This is a genomic window from Vicinamibacteria bacterium, assembly GCA_035620555.1.
Taxonomy (GTDB): domain Bacteria; phylum Acidobacteriota; class Vicinamibacteria; order Marinacidobacterales; family SMYC01; genus DASPGQ01.
Genome location: DASPGQ010000405.1, coordinates 1 through 23,521, shown reverse-complemented (window position 1 = coordinate 23,521; position 23,521 = coordinate 1). Strand labels below are relative to the sequence as shown.

21 protein-coding genes are annotated in these 23,521 nt (G+C 63.0%); 13 read left to right on the top strand and 8 right to left on the bottom strand.

The features are described 5' to 3' along the window. The 3 genes from VEK15_16585 to VEK15_16575 all read right to left on the bottom strand — a co-directional run. Positions 1-1,575: sulfatase (locus VEK15_16585; protein HXV62320.1), on the bottom strand; the 1,575-nt coding region annotated here is incomplete at its 3' end. After that, positions 1,572-2,360: a histidinol-phosphatase gene (gene hisN, locus VEK15_16580; protein HXV62319.1), complete on the bottom strand. Its 789-nt coding sequence runs from the start codon at positions 2,358-2,360 to the stop codon at positions 1,572-1,574. The genes hisN and VEK15_16585, both read right to left, overlap by 4 nt. Positions 2,361-2,385: 25 nt before the next feature. Further along, positions 2,386-2,988 (bottom strand): flavodoxin family protein, encoded by a 603-nt coding sequence (locus VEK15_16575; GenBank protein HXV62318.1) that lies wholly within the window; start codon positions 2,986-2,988, stop codon positions 2,386-2,388. 150 nt (positions 2,989-3,138) lie between these two features. Here VEK15_16575 and VEK15_16570 point away from each other — a divergent pair, with 150 nt between their 5' ends. Further along, complete coding sequence (locus VEK15_16570) at positions 3,139-3,657, top strand: Lrp/AsnC family transcriptional regulator (protein ID HXV62317.1); 519 nt, start codon at positions 3,139-3,141, stop codon at positions 3,655-3,657. 7 nt (positions 3,658-3,664) lie between these two features. Here the strand turns inward: VEK15_16570 and VEK15_16565 are convergent, their stop codons facing one another. The 3 genes from VEK15_16565 to pyrE are packed head-to-tail and all read right to left on the bottom strand — an operon-like array spanning position 3,665 to position 6,190. Next, complete coding sequence (locus VEK15_16565; protein HXV62316.1) at positions 3,665-5,020, bottom strand: FAD-dependent oxidoreductase; 1,356 nt, start codon at positions 5,018-5,020, stop codon at positions 3,665-3,667. A gap of 2 nt (positions 5,021-5,022) precedes the next feature. Then, entirely contained in the window at positions 5,023-5,430 is a 408-nt protein-coding gene (locus tag VEK15_16560) for a nuclear transport factor 2 family protein (GenBank protein HXV62315.1), read from the bottom strand. A gap of 25 nt (positions 5,431-5,455) precedes the next feature. Beyond that, a complete protein-coding gene (gene pyrE, locus VEK15_16555) occupies positions 5,456-6,190 on the bottom strand; it encodes an orotate phosphoribosyltransferase (GenBank protein ID HXV62314.1) in 735 nt (244 codons plus the stop codon). Between pyrE and hemB the strand changes: the two genes are divergently transcribed. The 4 genes from hemB (at position 6,189) to VEK15_16535 (ending at position 11,029) form a co-directional block, all read left to right on the top strand. Beyond that, positions 6,189-7,160, top strand: a complete 972-nt coding sequence (gene hemB, locus VEK15_16550) for a porphobilinogen synthase (protein ID HXV62313.1) — start codon at positions 6,189-6,191, stop codon at positions 7,158-7,160. The genes pyrE and hemB overlap by 2 nt on opposite strands. 63 nt (positions 7,161-7,223) lie before the next feature. Further along, entirely contained in the window at positions 7,224-9,440 is a 2,217-nt protein-coding gene (locus tag VEK15_16545; protein HXV62312.1) for a DUF5916 domain-containing protein, read from the top strand. A 4-nt stretch (positions 9,441-9,444) separates the two neighbouring features. Further along, positions 9,445-10,752, top strand: a complete 1,308-nt coding sequence (locus tag VEK15_16540) for a hypothetical protein (protein ID HXV62311.1) — start codon at positions 9,445-9,447, stop codon at positions 10,750-10,752. Further along, entirely contained in the window at positions 10,739-11,029 is a 291-nt protein-coding gene (locus tag VEK15_16535; GenBank protein HXV62310.1) for a metalloregulator ArsR/SmtB family transcription factor, read from the top strand. Before VEK15_16540 ends, VEK15_16535 begins: the two co-directional genes overlap by 14 nt. Positions 11,030-11,067: 38 nt before the next feature. On the opposite strand, the gene VEK15_16530 is transcribed toward VEK15_16535, so the two are convergent. After that, a complete protein-coding gene (locus VEK15_16530; GenBank protein ID HXV62309.1) occupies positions 11,068-11,847 on the bottom strand; it encodes a hypothetical protein in 780 nt (259 codons plus the stop codon). Positions 11,848-11,958: 111 nt separating this feature from the next. Here VEK15_16530 and VEK15_16525 point away from each other — a divergent pair, with 111 nt between their 5' ends. From VEK15_16525 to VEK15_16500, 6 genes are all read left to right on the top strand, one after another. Continuing rightward, on the top strand, positions 11,959-13,419 hold the full coding sequence (locus VEK15_16525; GenBank protein ID HXV62308.1) for an aldehyde dehydrogenase family protein: 1,461 nt from the start codon (positions 11,959-11,961) through the stop codon (positions 13,417-13,419). 26 nt (positions 13,420-13,445) lie between these two features. Continuing rightward, positions 13,446-15,332 carry an FAD-dependent oxidoreductase gene (locus VEK15_16520; protein HXV62307.1) on the top strand — a complete coding sequence of 629 codons (1,887 nt, stop codon included), beginning with the start codon at positions 13,446-13,448 and terminating at the stop codon, positions 15,330-15,332. An 85-nt stretch (positions 15,333-15,417) separates the two neighbouring features. Continuing rightward, positions 15,418-16,959, top strand: coding sequence for an aldehyde dehydrogenase family protein (locus tag VEK15_16515; GenBank protein ID HXV62306.1), 1,542 nt, complete (start codon positions 15,418-15,420; stop codon positions 16,957-16,959). A gap of 18 nt (positions 16,960-16,977) precedes the next feature. Next, a complete protein-coding gene (locus tag VEK15_16510; GenBank protein ID HXV62305.1) occupies positions 16,978-18,279 on the top strand; it encodes a divalent metal cation transporter in 1,302 nt (433 codons plus the stop codon). Then, the gene (locus tag VEK15_16505; protein ID HXV62304.1) at positions 18,276-18,479 is read left to right on the top strand and encodes a hypothetical protein; all 204 of its coding nucleotides are present in this window, start codon (positions 18,276-18,278) and stop codon (positions 18,477-18,479) included. Before VEK15_16510 ends, VEK15_16505 begins: the two co-directional genes overlap by 4 nt. A gap of 50 nt (positions 18,480-18,529) precedes the next feature. After that, complete coding sequence (locus VEK15_16500; GenBank protein ID HXV62303.1) at positions 18,530-19,996, top strand: PQQ-binding-like beta-propeller repeat protein; 1,467 nt, start codon at positions 18,530-18,532, stop codon at positions 19,994-19,996. A 30-nt stretch (positions 19,997-20,026) separates the two neighbouring features. Here the strand turns inward: VEK15_16500 and VEK15_16495 are convergent, their stop codons facing one another. Further along, positions 20,027-21,361, bottom strand: coding sequence for a PQQ-binding-like beta-propeller repeat protein (locus VEK15_16495; GenBank protein HXV62302.1), 1,335 nt, complete (start codon positions 21,359-21,361; stop codon positions 20,027-20,029). 99 nt (positions 21,362-21,460) lie between these two features. On the opposite strand from VEK15_16495, the gene VEK15_16490 reads away from it, so the two are divergent. Beyond that, positions 21,461-22,240: a c-type cytochrome gene (locus VEK15_16490; protein HXV62301.1), complete on the top strand. Its 780-nt coding sequence runs from the start codon at positions 21,461-21,463 to the stop codon at positions 22,238-22,240. 2 nt (positions 22,241-22,242) lie between these two features. After that, positions 22,243-23,521, top strand: a 1,279-nt coding sequence (locus VEK15_16485) for a PQQ-binding-like beta-propeller repeat protein (GenBank protein HXV62300.1), incomplete at its 3' end; no start/stop codon positions are given.

The window sequence follows — 23,521 nt, the reverse complement described above, 5'->3', positions numbered from 1 at the left end:
GTAGCCCAGACTTCGCAGCATCTCCTCCTGTTCTCGATCCCGAGTGCGTGAGCTCGCCTCGCGAATCGCCTGCCGGAGGCGGCGTCTCACGCCAGGAAAGCTTTCGGCGAGACGCTTCAGAGACTCGGGATTTCCCGGCCCGGGAGCGAGAAGCAGATCCATTTCTTCCCCCGGGTCTCGCGCCAGATCAAAACCGCTTCGCGAGAGCCCGCGATGCCAAATCCATTTGTAGGGCCAATCGTAGCCTGCCATGCTGGTGACGGTCTTGGGGTCGTGATCCAGTCCGAATGCCCAGAAGGGCTCTTCGGCGGGGCACGGGCCGCCGCCGAGACATTGCGCCCAGGAACGGCCATCCATTTCCGCACTTCCGACGCCGACGAGATCGAGCAGCGTGGGCGCGACGTCGGTGATGCGTGCCGCACCCTCCTCGATGACTCGGCCGACGGGAATTCCCGGGCCCCGCATCATCCACAAAATGCGCAGTTGGTCTTCGAACACCTCGGTCGTGTGTCCGAGGAAATCGTGGCGGAACAACCCCTCCCCATGATCCGAGACCAGGATCGAGAGTGTGTTCTCGGGAGTCCCCAACGAATCGAGCAGCGCATCGAGTCTTGCCAGGGATCGATCGATATACTCCACTTCGGCTTCGTATCCGGGCAAGACATCCGCGGGCGTCGGTCGAGCCAGGTTGCCCCAAAAGTGCAGCTCGACGTCGACCGCCTCTCGTTCCGGGTTCGACAGCTCGAGCTCGTATTCGGGATCGAGCGGAATGCCCCCTTCCCCAGGCAAGCTCGCCGCCCAACGCGCTAGAGAATCGGTCTCCCCGAATCGAAGCTCGATCGCGGTCTCCGGCCGGTCATCGGGCGTCGGCTCCCGAAGCGAGACGAATCGCAGACGATGACGGCCGGGAGGTAGAGATAGCGAAATACGGTAAGTCTCGCCGCCAACGAGCGACACGCGACGAAGAGGCTCATCGTCGAGGTGGAGCTCGGTGTCGGGCGAGGCGCCTGGAGGAAGGTAGGGAGCGTGAGGATCCGAAAAGTGCACCCACAGGAAGAAGGGCTCGTTCGCGTGCTCTTCGATCCAGGTGGTCGCGGGATCGAGGACCTCGTCTGCCGTTCGATACCAACGCGCCGGACCCGACTCGAATGGATCGGGGTAATGCTCGAAACCCTGGTCGAGTCGAAACGCGGGCCGGAGGACTCCGAGGGATACGAACGCCGCGGTCCGATAGCCCTCTCGAGAAAGATGCTCCGCCAGCGTCGTCGCAATCTCCGGCACCTCGTCTCCGTTCGCGAAAACGCCGAGGCGCTCGGGGGAAAGGCCGGTCATGAGCGATGCATGCGAGGGCAAGGTGATGGGCACGAGGGTGTAAGCGCGGGCGAAGCGAGTGCCTTCCGAGGCGAAGCGAGACAGGAACGGCGTCGTGGAGACCTTCGAGTTGTACGGGCTCGTCCAATCGACGTGGAGTGTATCCAGGGACACCAACACGATGCGCGGGTATCGTGCCGGGCGGGAAAGGCCACAGCCTGCCAGAGTGAGGCAGGAAATGAAGCCGAGAGTGAAGCCCCTCAACTCCCGCCCGCGTCCTCGATGAGAGCCATCACCTCGGACAGCAGGGCGCCGTTGGTGCTGATGGCGTTTCCCGAATCGATCGCATGTCGGCCTCGCCAATCCGTGAAAGTTCCGCCTGCTTCTTCGACGATCGGAGCCAAGGCGGCGCAATCCCAGAGATTCATGACGGGATCGAGCATGATCTCGGCGCGGCCAGTGGCCACGAGACAGTGTCCGTAGCAATCGCTGTACCCACGAATGAGCCTCGCATTTCGCTTCAGGCGCTCCCAGAAGAATCGATGTGCTCCGTCGAGACTACCCGGCTCCGTCAGGCAAACGAGGGCCTCGCGGAGCTCTCGGATCGAGCTGACGCGGGCTTCGCGTCCGTTCCAGCGGCAGCCCTCGCCACGCGCCGCCGAGAGCATTTCGTCGAGCGCAGGCAGATAACAAACGCCGACCACGGGCTCGCCACCGATCTCCAATCCGATGAGAACGCCGAACAAAGGAACGCCGTGAACGAAAGACACCGTTCCGTCGATGGGGTCGAGGATCCAGCGGTGGCTCGAGTCGCTCGACGCCACCCCCATCTCTTCTCCCACGACCGCGTGACGAGGGAAGCGCTCGCTGATGAGCTTTCGCAAGAGCCTCTCGCCCTCGCGATCCGCGAGAGTCACGGGAGAATCGTCGGCTTTACGGTCGACCTGAAGCCCGGTTTGAAAATGCGAGAGCACGAGCCGGCCGGCTCGAAAGGCTGCCTCGATGGCGAAATCGAGGTACTCCCTCGTCGACCTGGTGACGATCTCCATCGCCGCAAGAGTATAGCGCGGCGCCTTATCTGACCAGCGCGAGCGTCACGCGAGCGAATCGCTCGCCGAAGCGGCGAGCCTCCTCCAACTCCTGCTCGCTCAAGCCCGGATCTCGCTCTCCGGTCGTCGCCTGGGCCCCGAGTGTCCCGAACCCGTCGGACTCCTCACCTCCGACGATGATGAATCGCATATTGAGTAGAGCCGATAGAATCTCGACGCGCGCGAGCTCCTTTCCCGATGCGATTGCGCCCGCCGTCACGAACGCGCCTCCGGTTCGCGATCTCGGCGTAGACTCGGGGCCCAGCTCCTTGGCCGTCAAGAGCACGTTCCCCACGCGCTCGAGAAAGGCGCGCATTTCCGAGGAAACGCCAGCCCAATGCACCGGGGAGCCCATCAGGATTCCCGCCGCCTCGCGAATGTCCTCGTCGCTCACGGCTTTCGTAGTCCGAAGGCGAGCCGAGATTCCCTCGATGTTCTCGACCCCTCGCGCCACCTCCCGGGCAAGCTCTCCCGTCGAGCCGGTTCGGGTGTCGTAGACGACCAGCACCGTCGGCAGAATATCGACCTGTGCGCCATCCCCGACCGGACCGCGAGAGAGGAATAGCAATGTGAAAAGAAGGCTCGTCACTTCCGATCTCCTCCGTTCCATTTCCAAGCATAAAACGCCACCGAATACAAGCGTGAGCGTGTCAGGGATCGTGGGACCCATTCGAGACGAGGTTGATTTCTCGCGAGGGGGCGGCTAGGATCGGCGGCACTTCTTGAGAGCGGGTCTCTCGTGAGCTTCACGAACGCAACGATCGATTTTACCGACAGGAAGATTCTGACAGCGTTGCTGTCGAAGGGCAGAAGTACGTTTGCCGAGCTGGCCTCGCATGTGGGGTTGACCGCGCCCACGGTGCACGACCGAGTCAAGAAACTCGAACGTAGCGGCATCATCGAAGGCTACACCGCGATCATCAACTCTGCCTCTCTGGGGTACGAAATCTCCGCCATGGTCGGGATCAAGACCGAAGCCAAGATTTCGGAGCAGGACTACATGGGGCGGCTGCGCGAGATCTCGGAAATTCAACAGTGTTTCACTGTCGCGGGAGACGAGACTTACGTCGCCTTCGTCCTGACGCGAACACCGAAGACACTGGAGAAGGTGCTCGAACGGATCCGGAGCATCCCCGGCACCCAATCGATGAGGACATCGGTCGTGCTCTCGTCGCCCATCAACCGCCACACGCTTCCGCAAGAAGAGGACGTCCGAGAGTTTCCCGCGGAGTCCAGCAAGACTTCGATGGCTCGCTAGGGACCGGCTACAATTCCCGCAGCAGCTGATTCATCGCAACGAGTAGAGGATTCCAGAGCGCACCAAGCGGCGGCGCGTAAGCGAGGTCGAGCTGGGATGCTTCCCGAACCGTCAGGCCACCGCTGATCGCCGCCGCGACGACGTCGATTCGAATCGTGCCCTCGGAGCTTCCCACGATCTGGGCTCCGAGCAATCGCCCACTTCCACGCTCGGCGATGACTTTCACGGTTGCCGAGGCGCCGGTATCGAAATAGTACGCCCGGAATCTCCCGGTGATGGTGGATGTCAGACAAGAGAAACCTTCACGACCGGCCTCCTCGGCGCCGAGACCCGTTCTCGCCGCGGCAACGTCAAACACTCTCACGATCGTGGTACCGAGCGCGCCTTCGAAACGAGAGCGTCTCCCCACGAGGTTCTCACCGGCGATGCGACCCTGCTTCGCGGCTACCGTTCCCAGCGGCATCGAAACGGGTCGGCCGGTCACCAGATGGCGCGTCTCGACACAGTTGCCGGCAGCGTAAATAGAGGAAACGCTCGTCTCCATCTGGTCGGAAACGGCGATGGCGCCGGTTGGACCGAGGGCGATGCCCGCCTCGGTTGCGAGGTCGACCTCGGGCAGGACTCCGACATCGACGAAGACGATATCGGCCGGCAGTCGAAGAGAGCCCGGCTCGAGCTCGACCGCTTCCACTGCCCCATCCCGGTTGGAGGTCAACCGCTTCACCCTCCGGCCGGTCATGACGCGAACACCGTTTTTTGCGAGCGCCTCCTCGACGTACTTCGCCATGTCGGGGTCGAGCGCGGGAAACACCCGATCGCTGGCCTCTACCAGCGTGACGTGCAACCCCCTTGCCGCGAGCGCCTCTGCCATTTCGAGACCGACGTAGCCCCCGCCAACGAGCACCGCGCGACGCGCGGCGCGGCGGGACAACCAGGCGAGGATCGCTTCGCCATCTCCTAGGCGACTTGCGGTGAACACGCCCCGGGATTTCATCCCCTCGACGGGGAGAGATCGCGGACGATAGCCGGTGGCTATCAGCAATTTGTCGTAGAGATGGGATTGCTGCTCTCCGGTAATCGTGTTTTCGGCAACGACCCGCTTTCGCCCCGGCACGACCTCGATGGCTCGCCGGTTGACGAGCGCCTCGATGCCTCGCTCGTTGCGCAGCCGTTCCGGTGTGAAGATGACGAGATTCTCAAAGCCGGACAGATGGCCAGAGATGGCGAACGGGAGCCCACAGATACTGTAGGCGATACGCTCCGAGGCTTCGAGAACCGTCACCGAGCACGAAGAATCGAGCCTCCTCGCACGCGATGCCGCGGTCAAGCCTGCGGCATTGCCCCCGATGACGAGGATTCGCACGGTCAGTGGACGAGTCCCGGCTGGGTCGCCATTTCCGTCACCGGGATGATCGAGGCGTGATGAAGAATCATACGCCAGCCGTCCATGGTTTCCTGGAAGAGGTTCGTGGCAGCGGTGAAGCTGACTCGGCCTCGAGCGTCGATCCGCTCGACGCAGCTGACCCAACCGAGAGCGCCCGAAAGATGGATCGCCACGTCCCCCACCTCCACGCGATGGCTCTCGGTGTGCTGGAAGATACCTTCCCAGCTCGCCCGCACGGCCCGCCATCCGATGAGGAGCTCCCAACCCGGATGGATACATCGAACCCAGTCCGTGTGAAGCCACAACCGTTCCATGGCATCGAGATCCAGCTGGGTGAGCGCTCGGTAGAAGGCCGCATTTCCTTCTCGAACGCGCTCTTCGGCCTGCATTGCTGGATCCCGGACGTCGATCCTATCAGGGACGGTTCGCCGAGTGGCGGTCGAGATAAGTTGAGATGGCGGAGGCTTCGTCGCGGGGCAATCGTCCCGTGCGGCCGAGATGAGAAACGACGTCGCCTATCGTCACGATCGCGTGAACGGAAACGCCCAGATCCTCTTCGAGCTCGAGGAGGGTGTTCTTCTCGCGGCCGCGCTCCTGACGATCCACGGCGACGATGATGCCGGTGAGCTCCACGTCCGCCGAGGCGCGAAGAAGCTCGGCCGCGTGGCGAATCGATCCGCCCGAGGTGATCACGTCGTCCACGATGACCACGCGGCTGCCGTCGAAGGGCGTCATTCCCACGAACAGCCCGCCCTCACCGTGACCCTTTGGCTCTTTCCGGTCGAAGCAGAAACCGACCTCTCGGTCGCCCTCGGCCAGGGCGAGCGCGGTCGCCACCGCGAGAGGGACCCCCTTGTACGATGGACCGAAAACGATGTCGCAGCCGAGACCGGCGGACGAGAGGCGCTCGGCATAGGCCCGGCCGAGTCCCTTGAGGGCCCGGCCGGTACGGAGCTCCCCCGCGTTGATGAAGTAGGGTGACTTGCGCCCTGACTTCAAAACGAAATCTCCAAAGCGAATTACGCCGTACTCCGCGAGGAGCTCGATGAATCTCTCCCGTTGGCTCTCGATGACGTTACCTCCTGGTGGCAGGCGAGCAGGATATCCCATGTTGTCGGTCGGCGACCATTCTGGTAAATACTCGACCATGGATCTGATCTTCCGCCCGCGTCGTCTCAGACGAACGGAGCCGATGCGCACGCTGGTCCGCGAGACCGAGCTCGTTGCCGGCGAGCTCATCGCTCCCCTCTTCGTCAAGGACGGTCGGTCTCTCAGGGAGCCCATCGACACGATGCCGGGTCAGTTCCGGCTCTCACCCGACGAGGTCGTTCGTGAAGCCGGTGAGCTCTGGTCGCTCGGTGTCCGCGCGGTGAACCTCTTCGGTTACTCTTCGGTGAAAGATGCGGCCGCCTCTCAAGCCGAGAATCCCGAAGGTGTCGTTCCTCGCGCGATTCGCGCGCTCAAGGAAGCCCTGCCCGAGCTTTGCGTCCAGACCGACGTCGCCCTCGATCCGTACTCGAGTGACGGTCACGATGGATTAGTCATCGATGGTGAAGTCGCGAACGACGAGACGGTGGCGGTGCTGTGCCGGATGGCCCTCGTCCACGCGGAAGCAGGTGCTGACTGGGTCGCGCCGTCCGATATGATGGACGGGCGCGTCGGTGCGATTCGGGCGGCACTCGACGAGGGCGGGCACACCTCGGTGGGCATCCTGTCCTACTCGGCCAAGTATGCCTCGTGCTTCTACGGCCCGTTCCGCGGTGCTCTGGACTCCGCGCCGAAAAAAGGCGACAAGAAGACTTACCAGATGGATCCGGCGAATGCGCGCGAGGCGCTTCGCGAGGTCGCCCTGGATATCGAGCAGGGGGCCGACGTCGTCATGGTCAAGCCGGCTCTGCCCTATCTCGACGTGATCGCCCGAGTTCGTGCGGCCTTCGACGTCCCCGTTGCCGCCTATAACGTGTCCGGCGAGTACGGAATGATCGTAGCCGCGGCCGAACGGGGCTGGATCGAGCGCGATCGCGCCATCCTCGAGGCACTCATCGCGATCAAGCGCGCGGGAGCGGACATGATTCTCACCTACTTCGCCAAGGAGGCGGCGGGCCTCCTCTCCCGCTAGCTATATCTCTCGGCAGCTCTTATAAAGTTGCGACGATGCCGTGTGGCGTCTAAATTGTCCAGAATGATGTTTTTCGCTTTTAGGGGCCTGCTATTCGTCGCCCTCACCCTGGCGGCCTCCAACCGTTTGACCGCTTCGCCCTCCACGCTTCGCACTGCCGAGGCCGCGCCCGCCGAAGAGGCGCCAGTCATCGACGGGCTCGTCGATGACCAAGTCTGGCAAAAGGGCAAGCTCATCACCGACTTCGTGCAGGCGGAGCCCTACGAGGGTCAGCCGGCCACCGAGCGGACGGAGGTGAGGATCGTCTACGACAGCCGCACTCTCTATGTGGGTGTGGTTTGCTACGACAGCGATCCCTCGGGGATCATCGTCACCGACTCGCGCCGCGATGCGAGCCTCGACGACACGGATTCCTTTCAGATCATCCTCGACACCTATCTCGATCGCCAGAACGGGTTCGTGTTCGGCACCAATCCCGCGGGTATCGAGTATGACGGTCAGGTGACCAACGAGGGCGAAGGCGGCCAGGGTCAACCTGGCAGTGGACGTTCGCAGACCGGCTCGGGAGGGGGGTTCAACTTGAACTGGGACGCCAGCTGGATCGTGGCCACCCAGATGGGGGAATACGGCTGGTCGGCGGAGTTCGCCATACCCCTCCGTACGTTGCGCTACGGATCGGAGAAGCCTCAAGTCTGGGGCCTGAACTTTCAGCGTAATATCCGACGCAAGCGCGAAGAGGTCTACTGGTCGCCGGTCTCCCGCATCTACAACCTCTATCGACTCTCTTCCGCCGGCGAGCTGCACGGGCTCGAGCTGGAGACCCCTCGCAATTTCAAGGTGACGCCCTACGTGCTCGGATCATCGGAGCGTGACTACACCACCAGCGATACGAACGATCTGAACGGCGATTTCGGAGTCGATGCCAAGTTCGGCGTCAGTCCGAGTCTCAACCTCGACCTGACCTACAACACTGATTTCGCCCAGGTCGAGGTCGACGAGCAGCAAATCAATCTGACTCGGTTCAATCTCTTCTTCCCCGAGAAACGACCCTTCTTTCTCGAGAACGCGGGAAACTTCGCGATGGGCCTCAACCAATCGGCGGAGCTGTTCTTCAGCCGCCGAATCGGGATCGGCCCCGACGGCACCCCGGTCCCCATCCTGGGGGGCGCCCGGCTGAGCGGTAAGGCAGGGGCCTACAACGTCGGTGTTCTGAACATGCAGACCGAAGAAGTTGCCGAGCTCACCTCCGCCAACAACTACACCGTCGCGAGCTTGAGCCGCGAGTTTCCCAATCGCTCCGGCGTCGGGGCCTTGTTCGTGAACCGCCTGGGCACGGGCGACCTCGCCGGCGACGACAATTGGAACCGAACTTGGGGTGTCGACGGCAAGCTCGGGGTCGGCGAGGCCTTCACTCTCACGGGGTTTGCCGCTCGGACCGAGACCCCCAACGTCGGCGGTCGCGAGCACGCATTCAATGCTCGAGCCGAGTACGAAAAGAGAGCGGGGCGGGTGGCGCTCGCCTACACCGAAGTCGGGGACGATTTTAATCCCGAGGTGGGATTTCTCACCCGAAGCGATTACCGAAACGTCGAAGGCACCGTCTTCCTGAACCTCAGAAACGATATCGCCTGGCTTCGCGAGCTGCGGCCGCACGTCACCTACGACGGTTTCTGGGACTTCACCGGCTTCAAGGAGAGCGAGCGCGTCCACGTCGACAGTCACGTGGACTTCGAGAGCGGCGCATTCTTCAGCCCGGCGATGAACCACACGGTAGAGGGGCTGACGGAGCCGTTCGAGATCTTCCCCGGGATTCTCGTGCGACCCGGGACCTATACGAACTGGGAAGGCGCCTGGCGCTGGAACACCAACCAGGCAGCACCCTTCTCCTATTCGGGCGGCTGGGACTTCGGTGGCTTCCTGTCGGGCAACCGCACCGGACTGGAGACCACCTTGAACTACCGTTACAAGTCGAAGGTCATCACTTCCGTCACCTGGGAGTACAACGACATCGACCTCACCGAGGGAAGCTTCGTCACCAACCTCGGCCAACTTCGAGTCTCCTATAACTTCACTCCGCTGATCTATCTCCAGGCGCTCGTTCAGTACAACGACCGCGCCGATACCTGGTCCTCGAACGTCCGCTTCAGCTGGCTCAACACCGCCGGGACCGGCTTGTTCGTGGTATACAACGATACCGAGGGGCTCGGCGACGTTCTCATCGGTCCGCAGAACCGAAGCTTTATCGTCAAGTACACCCACCAGTTTGACGTCCTCCGCTGATCGCGTGTCGGAACGCTGGGTCGCTGTCATCGGTATCGCTCTGGTGGCGGCCTTCACGTCCTGCATCTCTCGTGGCGTGGACGTCGTGCCTTTCCTGCCACCAACGGTCGACCCGACGGTCGACGACCTCGTCGCCGAGGTCAACCGGTTCGAGGAGATCCGTTCTCTCGTTCTTCGGGTGGATTTGCAGTTCGAGACCATCGAAGAAGCGGAACAGGGCCGCGGCAAGAAGTACCGGGCCGCCCAGGGCAGGCTTCTGCTGAGGCGGCCGAGCTCGATTCGCCTGAACATCGAGGCCCCTATCTTGAGCGCGAACATCGCCGAGATGGCGTCCGACGGCGAGCATTTCCAACTTCTCATCCACCCGGTCGAGCATCGAGCGCTCATCGTGGGGAGCAACGGCGTTCGCTACGAGGAAGAGGAAGCCAGGATCGCGCAAGACCCCGAGCTCAGTCGTGCCGGGCCGCTGGTAAACATACGACCGCAACACATCACCGACGCATTCTTGATCCCTCCGGTCTCGGTCTACGACATTCCGATACGGAGCGAACAGTTTCTCATCGAGCCCGACACCCGTCCTGGGGCCGAGGTCGGCGACAGGGTCAAGAAGAGCTACTACATCCTGACCACGATCCGCCGGGACGAGAGCAGACCTCGAGTCCAATACTGGTTCGACCGCGTCGGGACTCTCACGCTCCGACGGCTGCAGATTTTCGACGAGGCGGGTCGGCTCGAGTCGGACGTTCGCTACCAGGATTACTTGTTCGATGGCGGCCGAAGGCTTCCTTCCCAGGTTCGGGTCGAGCGTCCCCACGACGACTATACGCTGGTGGTGAACGTCCGACCGGACGGCCTGCAGACGAACCGCGAACTGCCCGACACGGCTTTCGTCGTCACGCCCCCCGCCGAGTGGGCCGGGAGTCTACGCCGAATCGACCTGGACGATCGGGCCAAGGCGGGGACCGAAAGCGAAGCGATCCTGGGAGGAGGAAGGCAGATGAGCGATACGCAGCCGATTGGGATGTGTTGCATCTATCAGATCAAGACCGGAAGGGACGAGGATTTTCGAGCGTTGCTCGAGAAACATTGGCCCGCGCTGAACCGCGTCGGGCTCGTGTCCCCCAAACCGGCGCGCTTCTACCGTGGGTCGAACAAAGCCGGCGCGACGTTCTTCGTCGAGATGTTCGAGTGGAGAGACGGGAATTCTTCCGATGTCGCCCACCAATCACCCGAGGTGATGTCGGTCTGGGAGCCCATGGGTGCTCTCACCGATCACATGGAGTTCATCCAGCTCGACGGTGTCGAAGGCTGAAGCGCGGCTCGAAGAGCTCGACCGGGTGATCACGGCGCTTGCCCACCCGTCGAGGAGGCACATCCTTCTCGTCGTGCGTTTCCGTGGCGGGGAGATGACCGCCGGAGAGATCGCTCAGCGCTTCTCCTGTTCCTGGCCAACGACCAGTCGCCACCTGCGGGTGCTGGAGCGAGCCGGTCTCCTGTCGCACGAAAAGCGGGGCCGCGAACGTTTGTACCGATTGAACCGGAAGCGGTTGGACGTGGTACGGGAGTGGCTGGCCTGGCTGGACAAGTAAGCGCGAGGCTGGACTGCACTTTTTCATCAGCCTGCTGACTAGCGGGCGCCGATGCGGACGTTTCGGTAGACGATTCCGACGATCGACTCCGATCGCTCCTCCACGCCGATCTCGACCCAGTGCTCCTGGGGCTCGTAGCGCGGGCCGTAGGCCGTCCGCATCAAAAGCCGGCCGTCGAGAAAGACTCGAGCCTCGTTGCCCGAGCCCGCAGGGCCCCACTCCACTCGCCATGAATAGGCGTGATTCGGATCCCAATCGAGAAAATTGAATCCGACATCATGCTGCTCTCCGCCGGAGATGAAGCGCATCCTCACATAAGGGGGGTTGTGACCGTTCGTATCGAGCTTCCTCACGTCGACGCGAAAAGGGTTCTCACGATAGCCTCCTTTCGTCGGATCCCACATCCCGAACAACGTGTAAAGATCGGGCTGGGGGTTGAAGGGGGCCAGACCCAGATTGTCCCACTCGACGAAACCGCTGGACAGCGTCGGTACAACGTAGCGAATGAAATCGCTGCGATTCAAAACCTGCCACCCCGACGAAACGAAGCGCCCCCCTGATACTTGGCCGACGGAGCGGCCGTTGGTCAGCGGATCGTCGACGAGGCTGCTACTCTGCGGCGGTGGTGGCGGCGGCGGCGGTTGTTCACCGCTGCCCTCTGCGGGAGGCGTCGTCGGAGGGGATCCAGTCCCGAAGCTCCCGCCTTGTGCATCGCCCAGGCTCGAGGATCCCGTCAGCGGCAGCTCGGGCGACTCCAGCTTGCCGCAGCTCGCGAGCATCGCGACGAGAATACACAGCGCTGCAATCCAGGCGCGCACGATCAGCGATCCGCCTCCTCTTCTGCAGGAATTGCCCCTCGCACGCTCGGTGCAAGAGGCTTTCTCTTTTGCCGCGAAAACGTAATGATAGCACGGGAGGCTCGAAGCTCGATGACACCCATGTGGATTGGCGGCGAGAGCGCCGAGGCGGATTCCAAGGAAGTCTTTCCCGTCGAGAACCCCGCGACCGAGGAGATCGTGGGAGAGGTTCCCCGAGCGCGCGCCCCGGACGTGGACCGGGCGGTGAGGGCTGCCTCGGAGGCCTTCGAGCGCTGGAAGCACGTTCCCGGTCTCGACCGCGCGGAGCAGCTTCACCAGGTGGCCCGAAAGCTGCGCGGACAAAAAGAGACCATCGCTTACACGCTCACGCTGGAAGGGGGCAAGCCGCTCCTCGAGAACCGCGACGAGGTCGAATGGTGCGCCGGAGCGTTCGACTACTACGCCGAGATTGGCCGGAACGACCAGGGCCGAGTCATCGCGCCGGTGCGCGAGCATCAATTCAATTTCGTGCTGAAAGAGCCCTATGGAGTGGTGGCCGCCATCGTCCCGTGGAACTACCCGCTCCTGCTCCTCACGTGGAAGCTCGCCCCGGCGCTCGCGGCGGGAAACACCGTGGTCGTGAAGCCCTCGGAGTTGACGCCTCTTTCCACACTTCTCCTCAAGGACGTCCTCGACGGGCTTCCTAAAGGTGTCGTCAATATCGTGACTGGATATGGCGGCGAAGCGGGTGAGGCCCTGGTGACGCATCCTCAGGTGGACGTCGTCGCGTTCACCGGGAGCGTCCAGACCGGAAGGCAGATCGCGATGAAGGCGGCGGAACAGCTCAAGAAGGTTCACCTGGAGCTCGGCGGCAACGATCCCTTCATCGTCTGCGATGACGTCGACATCGAGATCGCCGCGCGCGGGGCGGCGTTCGCAACCTTTCTCAACATGGGGCAGGTCTGCACCTCCGCGGAACGGTTCTATGTCTTCGAAAGGGTCTACGAGCCATTCCTCGCGAAGCTCACCGCCATCGCCAAGACTCTTCGCATCGGAGATCCCCTGGGGCCCGACGTCGATCTCGGCCCGCTCGCGAGCGCGGCACAGAGGGCAAAGGTCGAGCGCAAGCTCGACGAAGCGACCGCGAAGGGTGCCAAGGTCGTAGCGGGAGGGGCACGACCCAAGGGTCGAGAACGCGGCTATTTCTTCGAGCCGACCGTCCTCACCGGCGTGGATGCGGCGACGGAGCTGTTTCGCGAAGAGACGTTCGGTCCCATCGCACCCGTCGCCATGGTCAAGGATATCGAGGAAGCGACACGGCTCGCGAACTCCTCGCGCTACGGCCTCGGGGCAAGCATCTACACGAACAACCTCGAGTACGCCATGACCGCGGCCAGCCGAATTCGTGCGGGCACCTTCTGGATCAACGACCCGCTTACCGACAACGACGCCGGACCGTTCGGCGGGATGCGCATGTCGGGGATCGGGCGAGAGCTCGGGGTGGAAGGACTGGAGGGTTTCCGGGATACGAAACACATCCATATGGACTACAAGATCCGCGCCATGCCCGATTGGTTTCCCTACAAGTGGTAATCTCCGTGTCGAATGGGAGGTCTCGTATGAACCGGCACGACCGTGACCTGGGCATGAACCGGGCCATCACGCGGCGCGACTTTCTGAACGGGGTCAGCGTAGCCATCGGGGGCACGCTCCTCTCGAGCCCGGTGGCGAAAGCCATGGGGCTTTTGCCCGAGGAGGCCTATTATCCGCCGGCTTTGACGGGAATGCGCGGAAGCCACGACGGATCCTGGGAGACGTCGCACGCCCTTCGAGATGGCCAGGGTTGGAACGAAGTGGCCGATACCGGCGAGCGTTACGATCTGGTCGTCGTCGGAGGCGGGATCAGTGGGCTTTCGGCCGCCTATTTCTACCGGCGCAAGTTCGGCGGCGACTCACGGATCCTGGTGATCGACAACCACGACGATTTCGGAGGGCACGCGAAGCGTAACGAGTTCACTCACGAGGGACGTACTTTCATCGGCTATGGCGGAACGCAGTCGATCGACACCCCATCGAGCTACAGCGCGGAAGCCATGGGGCTGCTGACCGAGCTGGGCGTCGACCTAGCCCGCTTCTACGAGGCGTTCGACCAGGAGCTCTATTCGTCACTCGGGCTCACGCGCGGGACGTTCTTCGACCGCGAGACTTTCGGGGACGATCGTCTCGTTGCCCGACCAACGGGAATGTCTTGGAAGGACTTTGCCGCCCAAACCCCACTGGTCGAAGACGCGCAGAAAGATCTGATTCGCCTCAACGAAGAGGCGATCGACTACCTTCCCGGGCTGTCCCCCGACGAAAAGACAAAGAAACTCGCGGCGACGAGCTATCTCGCTTTTCTCGAAGAGCATGCCAAGGTTCATCCACAAGTCGTGAAGATGCTCTACAAACGAACCCACGGTTTGTTCGCCATGGGGATCGACGGGGTCCCCGCCCTCGATTGCTGGGGCCTGGGCTATCCGGGTTTCCAGGGCATGGGCCCGAGACCCGCCAAGGCTTCCGAGCTATCGCTCACCGCGCGACCTCACCGGGAACCCCAGCCCTACATTTTCCATTTCCCCGACGGAAATGCGTCGATCGCACGTCTGCTGACGCGAAGCCTCGTTCTCGGAAGCGCGCCGGGAGGCACGATGGAGGACATCGTAACGGCGAAGATGGACTACTCGAAGCTGGACGTAGCCGGATCGAGAATACGAGTTCGCCTGCGAAGCACCGGCGTAAGGGTGCAGCATGTCGGAGATCCGGACCGCGCCACCGAGGTCGAGGTCACCTACGTGCGCGACGGGAACGCCGAGAGCGTGCGTGCCCGACACGTCGTGCTGGGCTGCTGGCACATGGTGATTCCCCTCCTCTGCCCCGAGCTCGGCGAAGAGCAGCGGAAGGCACTCGTCTATGGTCCCAAAGTACCGCTCGTATATACCAACGTTTTCGTTCGTGACTGGAAGGCGTTCGAAAAGCTCGGAGTGTCGAGCATCTCGGCCACGAACGGATATCATTCGAGCATCAGCCTCGATTTTCCCGTCAGTCTCGGCGGTTATCGCCATCCGCGCTCCCCGGAAGAGCCAATCGTTCTCCACCTGACCAGAACCCCTTGCAGTCCGGGTGGGAGCTCCCGCGAGCAGCACGCCGCCGGCCGCTACGATCTTCTCGCCACCACGTTCGAGACCTTCGAGCGGGAAACGAGGGCGCAGCTCGGACGCGTTCTCGCGGGCGGAGGTTTCGATCCCTCCCGCGACATCCTCGGCATCACCGTCAACCGCTGGCCCCATGGCTACGCCTACGAGTACAACTCGCTGTGGGATCCGGTGTTCCCCCCGGGCGAAGCGCCCTTCGAGATCGGCCGAAAGCCGTTCGGGCGGATTCACATCGCGAACTCGGACGCCCAGGCCTACGCCTACACGAACGCCGCCATCGACCAGGCTTATCGAGCGGTCTCGGAGATCGGCTGAGCTCGGCTTCAGGGGTCCAGAGAAACACTTGCGAACACCGTTGCCAGTTACTAGCATGATTGGATCCGGATAGAGGAGTATCCAGATGACCACGGCAATCGAAAAACACAAGCCCCTGCTCGACGAGCTGGGCCTCGAAGACGTGAATGCGGGAGCCTGCACTGGCCCGGACGAGTGGCTTTCGGACAGCTCGGGCCAGGAGCTCGTTTCGCTCAATCCGACGACCGGAGCCCCCATCGCCAGGGTGGTCCAGGCCAGCCCCGAGGTCACCGAGCGAGTCATCTCCAAGGCCGCCGCGGCGTTTCACTCGTGGCGGCAGGTTCCTGCGCCGAAACGGGGGCAGCTCGTACGTGACCTCGGCGACGCGATCCGGGAGCGCCGGGAGCCTCTCGGCGATCTCATCTCGCTCGAGATGGGAAAGATCCGGGCGGAGGGACACGGCGAGGTCCAGGAGATGATCGACATATGCGACTTCGCCGTGGGTCTGTCGCGGCAGCTCTACGGCCTCACGATGCACTCCGAAAGGCCCCAGCACCGGATGTACGAGCAGTGGCATCCGCTCGGAGTCGTGGGGGTCGTGACCGCTTTCAATTTCCCCATGGCAGTCTGGTCCTGGAACGCCACGATCGCTGCCGTCTGCGGGGATCCCACCTTGTGGAAGCCTTCCAGCGACACGCCCCTGACGGCCATCGCCGTCCAGCACGTAGCGAACCGCGTCATGGCCGACCACGGTCTCAGTGGCGTCTTCTCGCTCGTGATCGGATCGGGAAGAAGCGTGGGAGATCTCTTGCTGAAAGATCCACGCATACCGCTCGTGTCCTTCACCGGTTCGACCCCGATTGGACGACACGTCGCCGAAACGGTGGCAAAACGTTTTGGCCGCAGCATTCTCGAGCTCGGCGGCAACAATGCCATCATCGTAACCGACGACGCCGATCTCGACATGGCGACCCGCGCGATCCTGTTCGGAGCCGTCGGAACGGCGGGCCAGCGCTGCACCAGCACGAGGCGCATCATCGCTCAGAAAGGAATCGCCAAAAAGCTCTCGGAACGGCTCGTCAAGGCCTACAAGCAGGTTCGTATCGGCGATCCTCTCGACGAAGCCACCCTCATGGGACCTCTGGTCAACACCGGCGCCGTCGAAGATATGTTCGCGGCGCTCGAGAAGGTGAAAGCGCAGGGCGGTGAGATCTTGACCGGTGGAAGGAAGCTTCCGGAGATGGGACCCAACTTCGTCGAACCGACCATCGTGAAGATGCCCGCCCAGACGGAGATCGTGAAAGAAGAGACGTTCGCGCCGATCCTCTATATCCTCGAGTTCTCTGACTTGGAAGAGGCCATCGCCATCCACAACGGCGTGCCTCAGGGACTTTCGAGCGCGATTTTCACCGACAGCATGCGTAGCGTCGAGACGTTCCTCTCGTCTGCCGGTTCCGACTGCGGCATCGCCAACGTGAACATCGGAACCTCGGGCGCGGAGATCGGCGGAGCCTTCGGAGGCGAAAAGGAGACGGGCGGCGGACGAGAGTCCGGCTCCGACGCCTGGAAAGCCTACATGAGGCGACAGACGAACACGATCAACTGGTCGCGGAATCTCCCGCTGGCACAAGGAATAGAGTTCGGGTAGAGCAAGAACCCTCCGCGAATGGATGCCGAGCTCCGTGAGCTGAGACGGCTTCGGCAGCGACCACTTCCGCAGAGATTGCTCGGCTACTTCCGCCTCGGCGGGCCTGGTTTCATGGACGCGGCGCTCACGCTTGGCGCCGGAACCCTCACCGCGGCGATGCTCTCGGGCGCCACCTTCGGGTACAAAACCCTGTGGCTCTTGTGGATCTCCATGGGTCTCGGATTGTTCATGATGGCGGCGATGGCCCGCTTCACGACACGAGGCCATGGCATCGTAGCTCTCCAGAACCGCTATCACGGGGTGTTGTTCGGCTCGGTGATGACCGCGCTCGTGGGTTCGACCGCAGTCGCGATCGTCTTCAATTTTGGCCAGGTCAGCCTGGGCACGCATCTCCTGGAGTCGCTCGCGGCATACGGCGGTCTCTCGTTCCCCCGCGACGTGAACTGGGTGCTCTATACGGCCTTCACCGGCTGGCTGACGCTGAGCTACGGGCGGAAGGGTCGTAGCGGAATCCGATTCGTCGAAACGTTCATGAAACTCTGCATCGCGGTCATGCTCGTCGCATTCGGGGCGTGCCTCGCGGTCACCGGAGTCGACTGGGGCGCTGCGCTACGGGGAACGTTCGTACCCTGGCTTCCCTCGGGTGGCGAGGGCCTCGACCTATTCGTCGCGAGCTCGGCCGCCGCCGTCGGGATCATGGACTGGTTCTTCTTCAACTACGCTGGTCTCGCGCGGGGATGGGGCAAGGAGCACGAGCCCCTCGCTCGCTTCGACATGACTTTCGGGCTGTTTCTGCCGTTCGTGCTCGTGAACTTCCTCGTCGTCGCTGTTTTCGCCGAGACCCTCCTCCCGAGCGCCGCACGCCCCGAGACGGCCACCGAGCTGGCGCGCGCGCTGGAGCCTTTACTCGGTGCCCGATGGGCTCCGGTGCTCTTCTATCTCGGTTTCCTCGCCGTTCCCGTTTCCACCACCGTCGGGATGAGCATCGCCGGTGCCATGGCGATTCATGCCGCTTTCGGCTGGAGCCAGGATACGAGCTCGCTGCGATGGCGGGTGAGTGCGCTTCTTCCTCAGATCGCCTTCGTTGCCGTATGGTATCCCCGACCCGTTTGGCTGGTGATCGCCATCGGGGCCTTCTTGTCCCTCACGGATAACATCGTGGCCTGGTCCTATTATCTGCTCGTGAACGACGAGCGGGCACTCGGCGAGGACCGGTGCCGTTCCCGATTCTGGAACTTCGGCCTTCTCTTGCAGGTGACGCTCTTGAATTGCATCGCCATAATTTACGTGTTCAACCGGCTCGGGTGGTGGGTCCATTGATCTCGAACCTCGAGCATCAACTCGGCCCCTTCCCCCTGCGCGTCTGGGGACTGATCGTCAACTTCGCCGCAAACGGCGTGATGCTCTACGGCGCCGCGGGCTATCTGGCGGACGGCAGTCGGCTGCCGCTTCTCGGCCTGGGAGGCGCGGTCACGATCTCATGCCTCGTTTTGTTGTCGAAGCCGTCGAGGGGTCAATAAGGAGTTGAAATGCCTGTCATGTGGCGCCCCGCGGAAAGCGAGGCCGGCCGATGAACGTCTGGCTGCTTCTCGTCATTGCTTTCCTCGTTCCCCCGCTAGGTATCGTGCTTCTCTGGGCGCGGAGCCGCGCGAGCGTCACTGTGAAGCTCCTGGGCTCACTCGCTTTGCTCGTTCTGAGCTTCGTCCATCTTCATTGGCTGTTCGGGCTGCGCGTCGAGGTAGACGGAACCGGCGCGCGGCCGATCTTCTCGTTCGCGGCGAGAGATAGGCACTACGAGGCTCTGGAGAGAAGCCGAGCGAGGCAGGAACTCGAGGCCTCGGGCTCATCGAGCCGTGGGGACGTCATCGGCGCGAGCCCTTCGGGGCTCGCTTGGCCTCGATTTCGCGGTCCCTCGATGGATGGACACTACCCCGGGAGCATCGTCACGAGATGGCCCGATGCTGGGCTTCCTCTTTTGTGGAAACAGCCGGTGGGCGGTGGCTACGCGTCTTTCGTGATCGCAGGCGGCCGCGCGTTCACGATCGAGCAGCGCCGCGATGAAGAGGTCGTCGCCGCCTACGATCTGGCGACCGGTCGCGAGCTCTGGGCGCACGGCTGGCCCGCCGAGTTCAGGGAGACTCTCGGCGGCCCCGGCCCGCGAGCCACTCCGACCTGGGATGACGCCCTCGTCTTTGCTCTCGGAGCGACCGGCGAGCTGAAAGTGCTCGAGGAGTCCGAAGGTAGAGTCATCTGGGAGCGCAACATTCTCGACGACGCGAGCGCGTCGAATCTGACCTGGGGCATGGCCGCCTCGCCATTGATCGTCGATGAGAAAGTCATCCTGCTCCCCGGAGGGTCGAACGGAAACTCCGTCGTGGCCTACGACAAACGTAGCGGCGCCGCAATCTGGAGCTCTCTCGATGACACGCAAGCCTACACCTCGCCGATGCTCGTCACGCTCTCGGGAATGCCCCAGATCCTCGTCGTAGGGGCGAGGCGCGTCATGGGTATCACCGTCGAGAATGGCTCCCTTCTCTGGGACTACCCCTGGGTAACGAACCAGGGAATCAATGTCGCGCAGCCCGTCGTCTTCGATGGAAACCGCGTCTTTCTGTCGGCGGGCTACGGCCATGGAGCGACGGTGCTGGAAGTCACGCAAGCCGGATCCGGCTTCAGCGCTCGACCGGTCTGGTCCAATGTTCGCATGAAAAACAAGTTCACGAGCTCGGTGCTGCACGACGGCTACCTCTATGGGCTCGACGAGGCGATCCTCGCCTGCGTCGAGGCCGCTACCGGAGAGCTCCAATGGAAGGGCGGCCGCTACGGCTACGGGCAGCTCCTCGTCGCTTCCGGCCATCTCGTCGTTCTCACCGAGCGCGGAGAGCTCGTGCTCGTGGAGGCCACGCCGGAACGACACGCAGAGGTCGCGAGGTTCCAGGCGATCGAGGGAAAGACGTGGAACCACCCGGCGATCGCGGACGGCATCCTGCTCGTTCGAAACGCGAACGAAATGGCCGCCTTCCGGATCGCGCCTTGAGGCATGCCGGCCACTACGACGTCCGATGAATCAGTGAGTCGTGGACGCCCCGCCGACGGCGATGAGCTCGGAGTCGCTCCGCAGCAGCAAGAGGCCATCCGAGATCACTGGAGATGCAAGGAATCGGCCCTCGAGCTGGTTCCGTGAGAGGATCTCGAACTCCCGCGAGGCTTTGAGAACCACGGTCTCGCCACTCTCGCTGACGAAGTAGACCTTGCCATCGCCAGCAATCGGAGCGGCCGAGTAGATGTTTCCCGTTCGCCCTTGAAACAGGCGCTCGCCCGACTCCGCATCGGCCGCCTGGAGGATGCCAGCATCGCTGGCGAGATAAACGACGCCATCGTAATGGACGACCGAAGAGACATAGGGCGCTCCCGTCGGAACGTGCCACAGGAGATGCTCGGTGTCGGCGATATCACCTCGCCCCCCCGGGCGGATCGCCATGTACGGTCCGCTGCGGTAGCCGCGGCTCGTGTAGATCACACCGTCGGCGAAAGAGGGTACCGGGATGGGAAAGCGGTTCGGCTCGACGAAGTACCAGAGTCGTTCCCCTGTCTTCGGGTCGTAGCCTTCTAGCCCCTCGCTCGAGTTCACGACGAGCTCGTCGCCCCGTGGGCCAGTGACGACGGTCGGTGTGCTGTACGAGCTGCGGCTGCCCCGCTCGGCCTTCCATTTCTCCGCGCCGGTTCGCCGGTCGAGCGCGAGCAGGTACGAGTCGGGCTCGTGATCGCACTGGAGGATGAGAGAGTCCTCGTAGACGGCCGGTGAGCTCGAATGGCCCCAGGTGATGGTGTAGGGGGCGTACTCTTTTCCGAGGTGCTTCCCCCAGACCCGCTTGCCCTCGAGGTCGAGAGCGACGATCTGTCCGGTGCCGAACCAGGCGAAGATCCGCTCGCCGTCGGTGACCGGGCTTGGATTGGCGAGGTTCGTCTTGCGGTGGACTTCGGGAAGGGAATCAGAGGTGGACTCGGCGATCAATTCATGATGCCACAAACGCCGCCCGTCGCTCCGGTGAAATGCCTCCACGAGGAAGACGACACCCTCTTCGGTCCTTCCTCCCATCGATCGCTCTTCGGGAAAATCTCCGCCCTGCCCCAACGTCGGGTGGTTGCCGGGGCGAACGTCTCCGCGGCCGATCTGTGAGGTCACCACGATGATCTCGCCGATGGCGATGGGCGATGAAAGGCCTTGACCTCCCAATCGAGCCCTCCAGGCGATGTTCTCGTCCTCGCTCCAGGTGACGGGAAGCCCCTTCTCCGGGCTCACCCCGTTTCCGTTGGGGCCACGCCACTGCGGCCAATCCTCGGCGCTCGCGAGCGCGAACGTCGTGAGTAGTGACAGAACGGTCGAGATCGATTCGTGCATGTGCCCTCCAGGTTCCCTGTCATTCTAGCGACCGAGACGATGGCTTCAAAATGTCGGCAGAGCGGTCTCATGGACCTGTGTTAGCATGCCGGCCTGTCGATGTCTCCGATGAGGCTCGGGTACGCGATCTCGTTTGCGTTCTTGCTCGAAAGCGTGGCTTTCACTTGCCAGGCCTACGCGCAAACGGCGGGGGCGACGACCCCTGACGTGATCGAAGGGGAGCGTTTCTATCGGGCCCATTGCCGCATTTGCCACGGACGAGCCGGCATGGGAGATCGAGGACCGGCGCTCGATCGCGGCGAGTTCGACCGAGCCACGACCGACGACGAGCTGGATGAGATCCTCTTCAACGGAATACCCGGCACGGGAATGCCGGGTGTGGTGGACTCGCAGCGGAAGCGGCGTCAGGTAATCGCCTATTTGCGCTCGCTCGGCGTTCGGGATCGCGAGCCCCCACCCGGCAATCCGGCTTCGGGCGAGGCGATGTTCAGGGGCGACGGAGGCTGCCTCGCCTGTCACATGGTAAACGGCGAGGGTTCTCCTCTCGGACCGGAGCTGAGCGCCATCGGTCGCGCGCGCGCCGCGGCGTCTCTTCGGCGATCACTCCTCGATCCGGATGCGGACGTGGAAAAGCGCTATTGGTCGGCGCGGCTCACGTTTCGGGCGGGCGGGAGCCTGTCCGGCACTCTCATCGACGAGGACACGTTCTCCGTTCGTCTCATGGACCCGGAGGGCAACCTCCACGCCTTTCTCAAGAGCGAGCTCGAGTCGCTACAGCTCGATCGAGGCTCAACGATGACGAGCTACGAAGACGTATTCAGCGCGAGCCAGATCGACGACCTGGTCGCCTATCTTTCCTCTCTCAAAGGCAGGAAGTAGTCATGTCCCAACCGTGGCGGATTCTCGTGTGGCTCGTCGTCTTTCTGCCCGCGATCTCGCAGGCCCAAACGGGCAGCGTGAGCTACGAGAGACTGCTGGGCGACGAAACCGAGCCCGAGAACTGGCTCACTTATAGCGGCGGTTACTTCTCCCATCGCTACAGCCGTCTGGACCAGATCCAGGCGAGCAACGTGACGCGGCTGCGGGTCGAATGGGTGCACCAGGTCGAGACGATGCAGGTGCTGGAGACGAACCCCATCGTCGCCGATGGCATCATGTACATCACCGAGCCTCCGAGCGACGTGGTCGCGCTCGACCTACGCACCGGGCGTCCGTTCTGGAGCTACCGGCACAAGCTCGCGACGACCGCCGACAAAATCTGTTGCGGCCCGGACAATCGCGGCGTGGCATTGCTCGACGGTCGCGTCTACATCGGCACCATCGACGCCCGGCTCGTCGCTCTCGACGCGAGGAGCGGAGGCGTTCTCTGGGACGTCGAGGTCGCCAATCCCGAGAGCGGTTACAGCATCACGAGCGCGCCGCTGGCAATCAAGGACAAGATCGTGACCGGCATCGCCGGTGGCGAGTACGGCATTCGCGGCTTTCTCGATGCCTACGATGCGAAAACCGGAAAGCGCGCCTGGCGCTTCTACACCATCCCCGCGCCCGGCGAGCCGGGAAACGAGACGTGGGGCAACGACTCGTGGAGAACGGGCGGCTCACCGACCTGGGTGACGGGCGCGTTCGATCCCGGCCTCAATCTCGTCTATTGGGGAACGGGCAACCCCGCGCCGGATTGGAACGGCGATCTCCGGCCGGGGGACAATCTCTATTCGGACAGCGTCGTCGCCCTCGACGCCGACAGCGGAGAGCTCCGCTGGTACTTTCAGTTCACGCCCCACGACACACACGATTGGGATGCCTGCCAGACGCCCATCCTCGTCGATGCCGACTGGGAGGGCCAGAGACGCCGGCTCATGCTCTGGGCGAACCGAAACGGTTTCTACTACGTGCTCGACCGTGAGACGGGCGAGTTCCTGAGAGCGCGAGAGTTCTCCAAGCAGACCTGGGCCGAGGGTCTCGACGAGCACGGCCGTCCAATTGTTCTCCCGGGAAGCGATCCCACCGAGGAAGGGACCCTCGTCTTTCCCAGTTGCTGCGCCACGGCCAATTGGTGGCCTTCGAGCTACAGCCCTCGCACGGGTCTCTATTACGCCGCAGCGGTCGACGGCGGCGCCGTCTACTACAAAGGCGAGGACGAGTACAACGAGGGCGATCAGT